The organism is Enterococcus sp. FZMF, assembly GCF_030263915.1.
GTDB lineage: Bacteria > Bacillota > Bacilli > Lactobacillales > Enterococcaceae > Enterococcus_D > Enterococcus_D casseliflavus.
In genome coordinates this window covers 171,281-185,482 of record NZ_CP127160.1, presented here as the reverse complement: position 1 = coordinate 185,482, position 14,202 = coordinate 171,281, and the positions used below count along the sequence as shown (strand labels likewise).

The window sequence follows — 14,202 nt, the reverse complement described above, 5'->3', positions numbered from 1 at the left end:
ATCAAAAAAACCGACGAATGTTCCAAATAATATTCCAAAGAAGGGTAGCGATCACGACCACATAAGCGAGCGTATCGAGCCATTCAGAAAATTTCCTGATTCTTGCAAGGTGCTTCCCACGCTTCTCGTAGTTTGCTAACAAAGCTGCCCCGGCCGTTTTCTTACCTAATAATTCTCTTTTAAGCTCATCTCTAAATTTTTGGACTGTTTTGAGATACTGTTCTTTTAGAAAGTGCAACACTATCCCCGATACTACCCAATAGACGGCAGTTGGCAGGGAACTCATGACAATCCCCCCTATGACAGCTCTAAACACTCTTCCTAGAGTGATCCATTCAGAAATGAATAGTGCAAGGAACAGCAGGATCACACCTAACGTAAAAAAGAGTACAGAGGACCAGCCAAAAACCTTGCGAGCTTTTGAAAAATTTGCAACCGTTTGTAAGGTTTCTTGGCATTGTGGGATAATCGGCAGCTTCATTCGGTCAGGATCTTTGCCGTCGATCGCAAATTCAAAGGATCGCTCTTGGTACTTGAAGGTGCCCATATACAGGGGAAAGTAGAGCTTTTCTGTAGCACAGCTGATCAGGGAAAGATCTAGGTGCAGCTCTTTTAGATGATCGGCAGATTCTTTCTTCTGGATCACGGCATTCGCATGGGCTCTCAATTCCGCTTGTTTTTCAGAACCAAAGAGCGCCTGCTCTTGCTCAATATCAAAGGGAAAAGCATGAATAGCATGTGCTGAGACTAGCTGTTGAAATTCCTTTTGATCGTTACCAAAGTGCGGTTTTCTTTTCATTTCATCATTGACCTCGAAGCTCTGAGGAATTTCTTGATCGATCACCTCCGAACTGCCGCATTGATAGAGCCTGATCTTCTCATCTGGATGGTCGCCGCGCTTCTTTTCCCACGTGGTCGTATGCGAGCCGTCCCAAGCAATGGAATGGGTATCGTAGCTAAAGGCCCCCTCCCAGTGCATCGTATAGGTCACCTGAAATTCATAAATCGGAATAAAATATCGTTTTACCTCGCTGACTTCAAGATGAACGACAATGTCCTCAGGAACTGATTCCTGTTGGATCAGCCATTTTTTCAAGGCATTTGCTACCTCGTCTTCATTAAAGGTAAACGAATAAAACCCTTCTTTGACTTCTTGAAAAACTACGGGAGCTTGTTCATTCGAAGCTTCTTGCGTTTGTTTTGGCGGCGAATGTAGGACTGACTTAGTTAAGCAATACTGGCAGACTGCTTTTCCTGTCTCCCAGTCAACGGTTAACTGACCCAAGCAGCTGGGACATTGGATTTGTGTGATTTTCACTGCTTCTCCTTTTGCACATACTGATTTTCTTATCAATGAAGTGGCTTGGTTGCAAGTGAGGGGGAATATCTTTTTTATGGTGTTAGTTGGGGGAAGCAGCGAAGGAAAGCTGCTTGTTTGCAGGTAGTTGCTCGAAACATTTCTTTTCCAGTGATGAAGCAAACAAGTGTATTTGTACCAAGAGCTGTTTAGAAAAAAACAACCGCAAACGAAAAACAACTCTTTATATATCATTATATAATAAAAAATATCTTAAATCTATTTAATATTGATAAAAATAATTGCTGATTTGCTAGTTGAACTTCTTCCGTACGCTCAGCAACCCTTACTAGTCGGTTGTTGATGGCGGATACGTTAGTAAAAATGTTATAATTAAAATATTCACAAGAAAGGAATTGGAAAGAATTATGGGGATGTTTATTTTTGTTATTGGTTTTTTGACAATGGTTGTAAGCGGAATCTTTTTTATTCTTGGGTTGATCAAGAAAAAGCCGCTTCGCAACAAAATCGTTATTTTTATGGGTGGTTTTCTCTTATTGATTGGCGGGGCACTATTGACTCCTGCAGCAACACCGGAGCTTCACGTAGATGAAGCAGAACTGGTTACGAATGAGCAAGGCGAAGCGGCGATCACTGGGCGAACCAACCCAGAAGCGCGGCTGACGATCAACGGGATGGAGGTTTCGCTGGCGGACGAAACATTTTCTTATGCTGTCCAATTGGAAGATGAAGAGGAACAGGAATTTACTCTCCAAGCCTTTATGGGTGGAATCACTAAAGAAGAGGTCGTCACCGTCAAACCTTCTCAACCATTTCTAGCGAGTTTGCAAGCTGAAAAACAAGAACAAGAAGCGCTGGAAAAAGCTGAGGCGGCACTGGCTCTTGCCGAAACCCAGCCAAACCAAAAGAATTACGACGAAGCCGTGACGCTGATTCATGCTTTAAGTAAAACCTACGAAGATCTCGCTACTCGGCTCGCGGTAGTTGAAGACCATCTTGCCATCGGCAAAGCCCTTGATACTGCTGAAGCTTCTCTTGAACGCAGTGATTTCGATCAGGCAAAAGAACTGGTCGCACAAGCGGTTTTGAACAAGGAAACGTTTGAAAGTCGGTTATCCACTGTAGAAACCAAGATTTCTGAGAAAGAAGCAGAAGCCCTCGTTGCAGAAGCTGTCCAAGCGGTGGAAGCAGCAGAGGCGGAGCCGACAAAAGATACCCTTGCTCGTGCAGAAGATGCTGTCGCTCGTCTCAAGACCCCCGATGAGGAATTAGCTGCTCGAACGAAAACAGTGGCGCAAACGATCACTGCCAACGAACAAGCAGCCGCCCAAGCCAAGGCGGAGGAAGAACGACAAGCAGCGGCAGCTGTGCCAGAAGAAAGCCAGCCAGCCGCTGCTAGCAATCAAGCCCAAACGTCGGTCCTCGTTACACCAACAGGTTCGAAATACCATACGAGAAAATGCGGCAACGGTACCTACACGCCTGCAACTTTAGCAGAAGCGCAAAGTCGCGGACTTACTCCTTGCGCAAAATGTTTTCCGTAATAGCCACTAAATTTTGCAACGAAAAAAAGACAAACCTCATTTTTGTCTAAGGTTTGTCTACTGTCTGAAGCGGTTGTCTCGTCGGAGGCAGCCGTTTTTTTGTCACTTGCTAGTTTTCCTCATACGAAAACTCGTACTCGTTTTGTTCGTCATCGATCAGACGCTTGTCATTGTTGTCCGCCATTTTGAATACTTTCTCAAAATCATCGCCAGTCATGCGCACTTCCCTTTTCTCTTGATCAATGATCACTTGGGCATTTGTCACTTCAAAGGTGTGCATAGGACCGATGTCTGCCGCAGTCAGTGCTTTGCTTTTGGGAAACTCTGCTTGCAGTGTTTCGTTGATCTGCACTAATTGCGTCTCTTGTTCTTTTACCAAGTCCGCAGGTTCCTGATTCGGATCGACCAAAAAACTCAGCGTTTTATTAACGGTGAGCTTTCCATCTTCCAAAACGTACAAGGCATTTTGTTGATGACTGTTGCTATTGGTCAATACTTGATTCGCAGCTGCAGAGTCAACCCCTGAGCTGCTGCAGCTTGTCAAGAAAAATAGTGTCGCTAAACAAACGGCAGCAACTAGTCCTCTACCTAACATGCTTTTCGTTTTCATTTTTTCCTCCTCGTTGCCCCAAATTTTGCTTCTTTGATGATTTTTCCGCAATCCGCGGATTTGGTTTTCTACAGATTAAAGTGCTTTTAGTATAGCATAAATTATTTGCTTTTATAGCCTTTTTTTATAGTAAGGATAATTTTACGCACAAAAAAACCAACCTTGTTGAAACAAGATCGGCTTTCTTTAGGATTGATTCGTTGAGACCTTTGAACGCTCTCGCTGGGGTATGATCGTTGCTTACTGTCCAATCAAGCCGACAACAAGTCCTAAAACGATCACTCCTAGAAACCCATTCACAAGGTGCAACCCGACTAATTTGCGGGACTGTCCCGAGTAAACAGCCATCACGAAGGTGGCGACGCCATAAACCCCTAGCCACACTAAGCAAGCGACTTGCAAGGAGGTCATCAGCCAACCATCATGATCGAATTTTGCAAACCAATAGACGACTTGATAGGTCGCTGCTGATAAGAGAATCCCACCAACGATCGTGCCGCCAAAGGTAAAGAGCATGTCACCGGTCGTCATCTGCTGATCAGCCATCTTCTCTGCCATTCCTGATTCTTTCGCCCAAAACTTGCCCCACTTATGCATCGGATTGTAAAGCAGACTTTCCACCACGACCCAGCTGAGGGTGCCGAAAATCAATGTCCAAAAATTAACCATTTTCGTTTTCTCCTACACTTTATTTTATCGTCATATTCCTGAGAACCGAAGAAACAACCGAACGCGGGGTTCCTTCCCCATCAGTTTATGTCTTAAGGGACGTTTCTTCAACTTTTTTCACTGGTTTTCTCAATTTTTCGATGGTTCCAATAAAAACTAAGAAAAATGATCGTATACAATAGTGCGGTGAAGCCAGTGACCGCCAATGGGTTAGTGATCAAAATACCGACAAACAGCAAAATCAGTGCAAGGATCGCCCCACTCAAGAAAATCGTATAGCCCATTTTCTTCTGCTTGCGTACCAAAACAAACGCCGCCGCACTGATCAGCAACTAGATCAGCAATACAGTATGAGACAGGGAGCCTGCTAGATAATTGAAGAGTTTGTAGCCTAAAAAGTAAGAAAGAACGACCCCAAGATATAAAGTACCGCTGCAAAACATGATCGCTCGTTGGGGCACGCTGTTTTTATTCAGCATCGTAAAGCGGCTTTTTTTCTGGCCATTGTTGCTTAATCGGAAAAACAACGTTCTTGAAGAAGCATAGACCCCAGAATTGATTGACGAAAACAAAGCCAAAATAATCACTAAATTGACGATGTCGGAGGCAAATGGGACATGGATTTTTTGAAACACCATCACAAAAGGACTGACATTTGGATCGGCTAATTGATTCCACGGATAAATGATCAGTAAAAGAAACAAGGGAATGATGTAAAAAGCGGCAATCCGAGTCATCACTCCTTTGATTGCTTGCGGGATCGCTTTTTTGGGATTTTCCGCTTCACTGATCGTAATGGCTACTAATTCAGAACCGCCGTACGAATAGATTACGACCAATAACGAATTGATAAATCCTTTGAGACCATGGGGGGCAAAACCACCATAGTCTGTCATTTGTCTCATCGTCGGGAAAAAGCCCAAATCAAAGACTTGCGTGGCAACCAGATAGAGACCCACCAAGATCAACGCAATCACCACACTGATTTTGGCCCATGAAAGCCAATATTCCGTTTCCGCAAACAAGCGAACCGAAAACAAATTGATGATGGTCGTGAGTAGTGCCAAAATCAACACAAAGATCCAAGCTGGAATATTGGGAAACCACAACTGCAAAAAGCTTGCGGCAGCAACTGCTTCGGCGATGATGTTGATCATCCACATTGACCAGTAGATCCAGTCGATGAAATCGGCTGTATGCACGCCAAGATATGGCTGGACTAAGCCCGAAAGGCCATGTTGTTTTTGGTCAGATAAGACCAACTGTCCCAGTCCTGTCATGACGACAAATAAGATCAGCCCGCAAAAAATAAACGCCAGTAAGACCGCAGGCCCCGCTAACTGGATCGCTTCACCGCTGCCCTTGAATAGGCCAGCACCGATGGCGCCACCTAATGCCAACATAGTGATATGTCTGGTTTTCATCTGCTTTTTTAATTGATTTTTTTCTGTCATAGGTTCCTCCTTGAAAGCCGTTGATCCTCCATAAAAGGTGATTCTCTCACTGTCGCTATTTTTAATTATATGAATGATTTTTTTTAACTACCTCATAGAGAATACCAGACGCTTCTGCTATTGCAACTAAGAATTGAAAAAATTATCTATTTTTTCTGAAAATTCTATCATCCTCTAATCTTTTTCACCTAAATCAAATCTTGGCGAGCTTTTATCTAAGTGAATGCACGAAAAAAGCCATCTCCCAACTTGCGGGAAATGACTTCCTGTCCTTTTTTCAAGCAGGCAGGATGATCAATGAGTCGTAACCAACTCGTCTTTGACGGCGTCAGGGAGATCTTGTTCGGTCACCTCTTGATACGACTCAACATGTTTGCCCTTTGCATCAAGCTCTAGGTAGGCATTTTCTTTTAGCTTTTGTGGTGCCCAAAACGTGATTTTGATCTTTTGCCCATCTTCATTGACCCCTTCTTGTGTATATTCGTAGGAATCGTGTTCTTGCAACACGCCATACTCGTCGGATGTTTTGATATAGACCTTTTTCTCCGGTACGAACGGATTGAAACGATCCACCAGCTGAACCAGTTCGCTGGAATCATCTTTCGTAAAATAAGACCATGTAACCAATGTGACGGTCCCGATCGTTAACACGAGCAGGATCATACTAATTGCTTTCTTCAAGTGATTGTCCTCCGTTTTTTCTATCTACCTTCAGTATAAAAAAACAAGCGATAAATATAATCAAACTTAAGGCGTATTTTTCCGTCGGTCATTGTGACTAAGGTATCAATGGAATATTTCTGCTTTTTCCAACCTCAATGTATAGACAAACAACTAAGTTCTCCTACAAAAACGTCCCTTCTCACAGGAAGACCAGACTGTTTAATAAGTATCGTGATTTTTCATTCTTTGTAGTAAACTAAACTGCAACAACTTACTTTTAAATACTCATGATTGAAATCTATAGAAAATCGAGGTGCCCCATGCTAGAAATCAAACTGATCGATCAAAAACATCAAGCTGATATCCGCTTGAAAAACGAACCCTTCTCCTTATGGGGGAAACTGCTGCCGACTTATAATGAGGGCAACTGGCAGTACACGATCTGTAAATTTGCATCCGAAGACATTCAGACGATGTGTTTCCCAGATGAAAATTATTCCTATGACGAAATGAGCCGAAACAGTCTGTTTATCGGTGCTTATGATGATGGAAAATGCATCGGCTTAGCGATCGTTCAAGACGCTTTTTTCAAGTATCTGTACCTCTATGACTTAAAGGTCAACACAGACTACCGTAAGCAAGGAATCGGTCAACTACTGATCCACCAGGCACTGAAAGCGGCCCTTGCCAAAGGTTATCGCGGCATCTACACGCAAGCACAGGACAACAATCCTTCTGCCTGTCTGTTCTACTTGCGAGCAGGCTTTCGTATCGGAGGTCTGGATACGGAAGTGTACAAAGGAACCAATCAGGAAGGCAAAAGTGACATTTTGTTTTATTTGGATGCAGCGGAAACGGCAGGCAAAAAATAGCTAAAAAAAGAAAAAAAATTCCTCCTGCCAGATGGTACACTTAAGGCAACAATGTTTTAGAAGGTGAGGAAGAAGAATGTACGTAGGATTTGATATTGGCGGAACAAGTATTAAATATGGTGTTTTGGATGAAACCGGAGCGATCCTTGAAAAATCAGCGATCCCTACTAGCTATGAGCCAGCCCAGTTTTATCAGGATCTACTCACGATCATCGAAGATGCCCAGAGCCGCCACACGATTGATGGCATTGGGATCAGCGCCCCCGGGATCGTTCAAAAAGACGGCTTTATGTTAACTGCGGGCGCCATCAAATCGTTATATGGCGAAAATTTCAAAGCAGTCTTGGAAGCGCGTACAGGGTTGCCTGTGGCGGTGGAAAATGATGCCAATGCAGCAGCGATCGCTGAAAAATGGATCGGCAATGCGCAAGAGGCTGCCAACTACTTGTGTCTTGTCCTAGGCACTGGTGTAGGCGGTGGGATCGTGATCAATAATCAAGTCTACCGAGGTGCTCATGGCATGGCGGGTGAATTTGGCTGGATGGTGATCGATCAGCTGCCAGAAGAAGGCAATATCGAGGAAAGTTCCATCAATAAAAAAACTGCCGTCGTGGGCGGCTTGATTCGCCTCTACAATTTAGCGGGGGCAGCGGTTCCTGGCTTTGAACCCACCCAAGACGCCAAAGAGATTTTTGACCGCGCGCAGCAAGGCGAAGCGTTGGCGCTGAAGCTGACGGACCAATTTCTGACGGATCTGTCTGTAGGGCTGATCAATTTGATCAGCTGCTTTGACCCAGAATTGGTATTGATCGGCGGCGGCATCAGTGCCAATCCTTATTTCTGGGAACGACTGCAGGCTCGCTTGACGATAACGGAAACACGGCATGAAGCGATCAATTATTTGCGCGGACAAACCATCGCACCTGTTCGTCCAGCGAAGCTGAAAAACGACGCCGGCTTGATCGGCGCAGTCTATCAGATCCATCAACAGCTGCACCGTTAAAAGTTCGGATATGCTATACTGGTGTAAATTGATTATCTAGGACAGCGAGGAACCAGCATGGCGCTTTTTGAACAATTAAACTTGAACAAGCTCTCTGCGGTAGAACAAGAAATCTACCGTTTTATCGTCAATCACTTAGAAAAGATTCCGTATATGCGCGTGCGCGACATTGCCGATGATGCTCATGTCTCTTCGACTTCGGTCTTTCGTTTTATTCAAAAAGTCGGCTTTCAGTCGTTTCCAGAATTTCGCTTCTATATCAAAAATCATTTAGAAAAAGCTCATTTTGACGCACATCCGGAACACTTAGGTTTAGAAGCGCGCATCAAAGGCTTGAATATGCAGATCTTCCACCCTGATGCGGAATACCAAATACGAAAACTCGCCGAAGCGATGCGGGATGCCGATTTGATCTTATTTATGGGGATGGGGGCATCCGGTGCGATTGCGCAATACGTTGCCCGCAAACTAGCCAGCCTCGGTTACTTTAGTATCAGCATTGATGAGCTAACCTACCCGATCAAAAGCTTTTTGCGAAAAGAGCAAAAGAATGTTTTGGTTTTTTTGAGTGTCTCTGGTGAAACCAAAGAACTGATCGAAGTCATTACCGGTTTAGACAATCAGGCGATTGTGCAGAAGTACTGCATTACCCCAAATCGGGAAAGTACGTTGGCACGTCTGTGCGATTATTCGATCGAGTATGCGATCAAAGAGGAACGCAAAGACATCTTTCTTGATTTGACTAGTCAACTGCCTTCAGTAGCGATTTTAGAAACGCTGATCGGCTATTTGCAAGATTATCGTACCCATTCTTGATGGTTCGGTTTACTGAACCATCTTTTTTTGTAACACTGTGTTCCAGCTGCGGAATTTTTTTCATTTCTTGAGAGATATGTACGGAATCCGTATCCGCTTACTTTTAGTCGTTTTCATTCGCTATAATGATGGCATCAATTAATGAAAGGTGTTATTATTATGCAAAAATTCAATGACCTGTTAGACCGCTCGTTGGTACCAATCGCAACAAAGTTGAACAATCAACGCCACGTAGCAGCGATTCGAGATGCGTTCATGCTGATTTTCCCACTGACCATCGCTTCTTCTCTCGTTATTTTGGTCAACAATATTTTATTTTCCAATGAGAGTTTCATCGTGCAATTATTTCAACTGAATCGACTTTTCCCGAATCTGGAAAGTGCCCAGCAAGTCCTAGCTTCCGTGGCGAACGGGACCATCAACATTATGAGTTTATTTATTGCGTTTCTTGTTGCTCAGCTTTTAGCCAAGCATTTCCAAGCAGATGCTACGCTAGTTGGTTTGACAAGTGTCGCTGCCTTTATGATCTTGTACCCGACCTCCTTTGCAGTAGATGATGTCAATGTGATCTCCACACAATATTTAGGCGCCCAAGGGTTGTTTGTAGCTATGATTGTGGCTTGTTTGGTCGGTGAATTCTTGCCGAAGCTTTTCAAAGTCAAACGACTGCAGATCAAAATGCCTGAAATGGTACCACCAGCAGTTTCTCGCTCCTTTTCTGGCATGATTCCGATCGTGATCATCGTGGCAGTCACTGCTTTGATCAATTTCTTAGTTTTGATGATCGCGCCAGAAGGCATCAATGAACTGATTTATAATGGGATCCAAAGTCCATTGCGGGATCTGGGGGGCAATGTCGTCGGTGTCTTGATCTTGGCATTCTTACAAACTACGTTGTTTGCGATCGGGATCCATGGACCAAATACTTTGAATGCGGTTCGTTCAGCGATTTTTACCGAACAGGACCTAGCTAACCTAGACTTTATCAACCAAGGCGGCTCCTTGTGGGACGTTCCTTACAAAGAAACTTGGGGCGTTTTAAATGATATGTTCGCAAATATGGGCGGAACTGGTATGACATTGGGCTTGATCATTGCGATCTTCATCGCTTCAAAACGTCCAGAACAACGTGAGATCGCTAAGATGTCTTTAGTTCCAGGAATTTTCCAAATCAATGAGCCGATGATCTTCGGTCTACCGATCGTCTTGAACCCAATCATGATCATTCCGTTTATATTAACGCCTATGGTCAATATTTTGGTGGGTTATTTTGTCACTGTTGTCTGGCCGATCATGCCGACCCCAGCGATTGGGGTACCATGGACGACCCCAGGAATCATTAATCTCTTTTTAGGAACTGGAGGAAATGCGATCGCTGCAGTTGTCGGTGTCGTTTGTCTTGCGATTTCGGTCTTGATCTATTTGCCATTCGTGATCGCCTCTAACCGTTCCCAAAAAGTGGAATTATAAGCAAACGAATGAGTCGAGGAGGAATGAAATTTATGTCCGCAAAAATGCCAAAAGATTTTTTATGGGGCGGCGCGATCGCTGCCCATCAAGCGGAAGGCGCTTGGAATGTTGCTGGCCGTGGAATGAGTACCGCTGATGTTATGACGGCCGGTGGCAACGGTATTCCCCGTAAAATCACCAAAGGCGTCATTGAAGGAGAGTATTACCCGAACCATGAAGCCATTGACTTTTATCACCGTTACAAAGAAGATATCCAGTTATTCAAAGAGCTGGGCTTGAAATGTCTACGGACATCGATTTCTTGGAGTCGGATCTATCCAACTGGAACAGAAGAAGAACCAAATGAAGCCGGTCTCCAATACTACGATGATCTTTTCGACGAATTGCAGGCAAACGGCATCGAACCCGTGATCACTTTGTCCCACTTTGAAATGCCTTATGCCCTCTATGAAGAATTTGGTGGGTTTGTTAACAAGGAAGTGATTCCCCTCTTTGTCAAATTCGCTAAGACTGTTTTTCAACGGTATCGTGACAAAGTAACGTATTGGATGACCTTCAATGAGATCAATAATCAAGCAGATGGGCAAGAACCACTGCACGTTTGGACCAATTCTGCCATGATCATCGAGGATGACAGTCAAAAAGAAGCACTCGTCTTTCAAGCGGGCGTCAATGAGTTGATTGCCAGTGCGGCAGCCGTGATCGAAGGCAAAAAAATCAATCCAGAGTTTCAGATTGGTTGTATGATGGCCTATGTTCCGGTCTACCCCTACTCTTGTGCGCCAGCTGATTTGATGGCATCCGTCAAAGCCAATGAACGGCGCTATTTTTACAGCGATGTCCATGTACGAGGCAAGATCCCAACCTATGTGCAAAAATATTGGGCGAAAAAAGGCATCACGATTGAGATCACGCCCGAGGAACAAGCGCTATTAAAAGCGGGAACCGTTGATTATATTGGGTTCAGCTATTACATGTCAGGAACGATCTCAACCCTTGATGAAGTGGCTGGCACACCAACTGAGGATATCCCAGGAGCAAAAATCGTGAGTAATCCTTATATCAGTGCTTCTGATTGGGGCTGGCCTATTGACCCAGTCGGGTTGCGTTATGTGTTAAATACGATCTATCAACGCTATGACTTGCCACTATTTATCGTGGAAAATGGCTTCGGTGCTTACGATCAATTAACCGATGAGCAGCAAGTCCATGATGACTACCGCATCACTTACCTGAAAGAGCACATCGAACAGATGGAAAAAGCGGTAGTTGAAGATGGTGTACCGTTATTAGGCTATACGCCTTGGGGGATCATTGATATCGTCAGCTTCGGCAGCGGCGAAATGGAGAAACGCTATGGCATGATCTATGTCGACAAAGACAATACTGGAAAAGGAACCTTGAATCGTTTGAAAAAAGATTCCTTTGCGTGGTACCAGCAAGTGATCGCCTCCAATGGTGAAACGCTCTAATTACTGCTTCCATGACTAACGCACAAAAACCGCCCCCTCGTTGCGCCATACTCCTTTTCACATTAGGAGCCCGGCAACGAGGGGCGGTTTTCTTATTAAAGAGGGGCGCCATTGCGAGGATGGCTTTTCTTATCATCACTAAACACTACCTCAATGCTGTGGTACACTATAGCTATTCATTTACTTTCACTTTAAGGAGGAGCTGCATGAAGCCGATATTTCGTTCGATCCAATCTCAAGATGATGCGCCCTTAGCCGCTATCATCCGCAAAAGCTTGACAGACCACCAGTTGGCGGTTCCAGGGACTGCCTATTTTGATCCCGAGTTAGACCACTTAAGTGAATTTTATGCAGCAGATCCTGCTAGCCGCCATTATTTTGTCGTCACTAATGAATCGGGTACCCTTTTAGGCGGCGGTGGTCTTGCCGCTTATGATTCAGAAGGGAAAATCGCCGAGCTGCAAAAATTTTATCTCAGTGATGCTGCCAAAGGGCAGCGCCTCAGCTATCCCTTGCTGGCGAAGATCGAGGCCAAAGCTGTTGAACTAGGTTATCGGCAACTCTATTTAGAATCCCATCATTCTCTAGAAGCAGCCTTGCATGTCTATCAAAAAGCCGGCTATCGCGCATTGTGCCAGCCACTATTGGCAGCACAGCATACCACGATGGATCGCTTTTATGTGAAAACACTCGCTGAAGAAAACGAATAGAAAAGCAGCCGTTCCTTGATCGCTAGGAATGGCTGCTTTTCCGTTATCCTTGTCCATAATAAGCATGTTCGCCATGCTTGCGGAAATAATGTTTATCCAGCAAATAATCAGCGATCGGTGTTCGATCCAAGGTCAAAGCTTCGGTACCTAATGCCATTTCTGCGACCTCTTCTAAAACAATACTATTGCTGACCGCTTGTTCCGCAGATTGCCCCCAAGTAAAGGGACCGTGTCCCGCTGTGAGGACAGCTGGGCATGCAAGTGGATCTAATTCCCGCTTTTCAAACGTCTCGACAATGACTTTGCCAGTTTCTTTTTCAAAGTCTGCCGTTACCTCAGAGGCCCGTAACGGTCGTGTGCAAGGGACACTACCATAAAAAGTATCCGCATGCGTCGTTCCATATGCAGGGATGTCTCGCTGTGCTTGCGCCCATTTTACCGCATTTGTCGAATGCGTATGGACGATCGCCTTGACGCCTTCGAAGTGCTTATACAATAGCGCATGGGTTTTGATATCCGAGGAAGGCTTCAACGCCTTCGCCTCTTTCGGCGTTCCCGCTAAGTCGCAAACTACCATTGAATCAACCGTCATCGTCTGATAATCAACACCGCTGGGTTTAATGACGATGATCCCTAAATCTCGATCGATCTCACTGACATTTCCCCAAGTTAGCTTTACTAGTCCTTCCTCAGGCAGTCTCTTATTGGCTTGATAGACTCGCTCTTTCATCAATTGAAGCTGATTGATCAAGGTAACCGACCTCCTTTAGTTTTGGTAATAAAAATGCTTTGGCTTGTTCGATTTCCGCAATCGGGTCAGCGCTCGTCTCACTCCACATCTCGATGACAAAAGAACCGTTGTAATTCAACCGCTTCAGCGTGCGTAAGCAGCCATCAAAATCAACACACCCAGTGCCAAACGGTACTTCTTTAAACTTTCCTCGAAACTTATCTGAAACCGCCAATGTATCTTTCAAATGAATCTGGGTTATCTCGCAAATGCCTTTTTCTAATTCATAACCGACATCATTTTCTGGCCAGGCCGATAGGTTCCCGACATCTGGATAGACTTGTAGATAGGGCGAAGGGATCTGCTCCTTGATCCGTAAATACTTTGAGATAGAATTTAGAAACGGATCATCCATGATCTCTAGTGACAAAACGACACCCTTTTCAGACGCCCTAGCGACCGCTTCTTTTAGATTGGCAATGAACCATTCTCGGCTACAAAGACTTTTTTCCTCATAGTACACATCGTATCCGGCTAATTGGATGCAGCGAATACCCAAATCTGAAGCCAGGTCAATGGCTTTTTCCATCAGATGCATCGCGTGCTTGCGCTTTTTTTCATCGATCGAACCAAAGGGAAACCGCCGATGTCCACTGAGACATAAAGACAAGATTTTGATCCCCGAGGCATAGATTGCCTCGACGATCTCTTTGCGTTGCTCTTGGTCCCACTCTAAGCGTGCCAAGCGTTCATCGGTTTCATCAATGGACATTTCAATGAAATCGAAGCCTCGGTCTTTGACAAACTGCAATCGTTCCGACCAAGAGAGGGTTTTGGGTGTTGCTTTTTCATATAGACCGATCAAACTCAT

13 protein-coding genes and 1 pseudogene are annotated in these 14,202 nt (G+C 44.6%); 7 read left to right on the top strand and 7 right to left on the bottom strand.

All coding sequences use genetic code 11. The features are described from left to right. Position 1: 1 nt before the first annotated feature. Positions 2 to 1,318, bottom strand: a complete 1,317-nt coding sequence (locus QN079_RS00875) for a DUF485 domain-containing protein (RefSeq protein WP_301994876.1) — start codon at positions 1,316 to 1,318, stop codon at positions 2 to 4. Positions 1,319 to 1,725: 407 nt separating this feature from the next. On the opposite strand from QN079_RS00875, the gene QN079_RS00870 reads away from it, so the two are divergent. Beyond that, the gene (locus QN079_RS00870) at positions 1,726 to 2,862 is read left to right on the top strand and encodes a serine protease (RefSeq protein ID WP_289230239.1); all 1,137 of its coding nucleotides are present in this window, start codon (positions 1,726 to 1,728) and stop codon (positions 2,860 to 2,862) included. Between the two features lie 109 nt (positions 2,863 to 2,971). Here QN079_RS00870 and QN079_RS00865 read toward each other — a convergent pair whose 3' ends face one another. The 4 genes and pseudogenes from QN079_RS00865 to QN079_RS00850 form a co-directional block, all read right to left on the bottom strand. Continuing rightward, the gene (locus QN079_RS00865) at positions 2,972 to 3,472 is read right to left on the bottom strand and encodes a hypothetical protein (protein ID WP_289230238.1); all 501 of its coding nucleotides are present in this window, start codon (positions 3,470 to 3,472) and stop codon (positions 2,972 to 2,974) included. Between the two features lie 240 nt (positions 3,473 to 3,712). Then, positions 3,713 to 4,141 carry a DUF1761 domain-containing protein gene (locus QN079_RS00860; protein WP_289230237.1) on the bottom strand — a complete coding sequence of 143 codons (429 nt, stop codon included), beginning with the start codon at positions 4,139 to 4,141 and terminating at the stop codon, positions 3,713 to 3,715. A gap of 107 nt (positions 4,142 to 4,248) precedes the next feature. Continuing rightward, positions 4,249 to 5,595: pseudogene (locus QN079_RS00855) on the bottom strand (amino acid permease). Between the two features lie 294 nt (positions 5,596 to 5,889). Further along, positions 5,890 to 6,258 carry a YxeA family protein gene (locus tag QN079_RS00850; RefSeq protein ID WP_017144459.1) on the bottom strand — a complete coding sequence of 123 codons (369 nt, stop codon included), beginning with the start codon at positions 6,256 to 6,258 and terminating at the stop codon, positions 5,890 to 5,892. 320 nt (positions 6,259 to 6,578) lie between these two features. Here QN079_RS00850 and QN079_RS00845 point away from each other — a divergent pair, with 320 nt between their 5' ends. The 6 genes from QN079_RS00845 (at position 6,579) to QN079_RS00820 (ending at position 12,601) form a co-directional block, all read left to right on the top strand. Continuing rightward, positions 6,579 to 7,130: a GNAT family N-acetyltransferase gene (locus QN079_RS00845; RefSeq protein WP_213356263.1), complete on the top strand. Its 552-nt coding sequence runs from the start codon at positions 6,579 to 6,581 to the stop codon at positions 7,128 to 7,130. Between the two features lie 76 nt (positions 7,131 to 7,206). Next, positions 7,207 to 8,133, top strand: coding sequence for an ROK family protein (locus tag QN079_RS00840; protein ID WP_015508756.1), 927 nt, complete (start codon positions 7,207 to 7,209; stop codon positions 8,131 to 8,133). A gap of 57 nt (positions 8,134 to 8,190) precedes the next feature. Continuing rightward, positions 8,191 to 8,949, top strand: a complete 759-nt coding sequence (locus QN079_RS00835) for a MurR/RpiR family transcriptional regulator (RefSeq protein WP_086294364.1) — start codon at positions 8,191 to 8,193, stop codon at positions 8,947 to 8,949. 159 nt (positions 8,950 to 9,108) lie between these two features. Further along, positions 9,109 to 10,419, top strand: coding sequence for a PTS sugar transporter subunit IIC (locus QN079_RS00830; RefSeq protein WP_008376519.1), 1,311 nt, complete (start codon positions 9,109 to 9,111; stop codon positions 10,417 to 10,419). 32 nt (positions 10,420 to 10,451) lie between these two features. Beyond that, positions 10,452 to 11,891 (top strand): 6-phospho-beta-glucosidase, encoded by a 1,440-nt coding sequence (locus QN079_RS00825; RefSeq protein ID WP_289230236.1) that lies wholly within the window; start codon positions 10,452 to 10,454, stop codon positions 11,889 to 11,891. Between the two features lie 206 nt (positions 11,892 to 12,097). Continuing rightward, positions 12,098 to 12,601: a GNAT family N-acetyltransferase gene (locus QN079_RS00820; RefSeq protein WP_010748567.1), complete on the top strand. Its 504-nt coding sequence runs from the start codon at positions 12,098 to 12,100 to the stop codon at positions 12,599 to 12,601. Between the two features lie 43 nt (positions 12,602 to 12,644). On the opposite strand, the gene araD is transcribed toward QN079_RS00820, so the two are convergent. Further along, positions 12,645 to 13,331 (bottom strand): L-ribulose-5-phosphate 4-epimerase AraD, encoded by a 687-nt coding sequence (gene araD, locus QN079_RS00815; RefSeq protein WP_289230714.1) that lies wholly within the window; start codon positions 13,329 to 13,331, stop codon positions 12,645 to 12,647. Continuing rightward, positions 13,303 to 14,202, bottom strand: a complete 900-nt coding sequence (locus QN079_RS00810; protein WP_010748565.1) for an L-ribulose-5-phosphate 3-epimerase — start codon at positions 14,200 to 14,202, stop codon at positions 13,303 to 13,305. The genes araD and QN079_RS00810 overlap by 29 nt, the downstream gene beginning before the upstream one ends.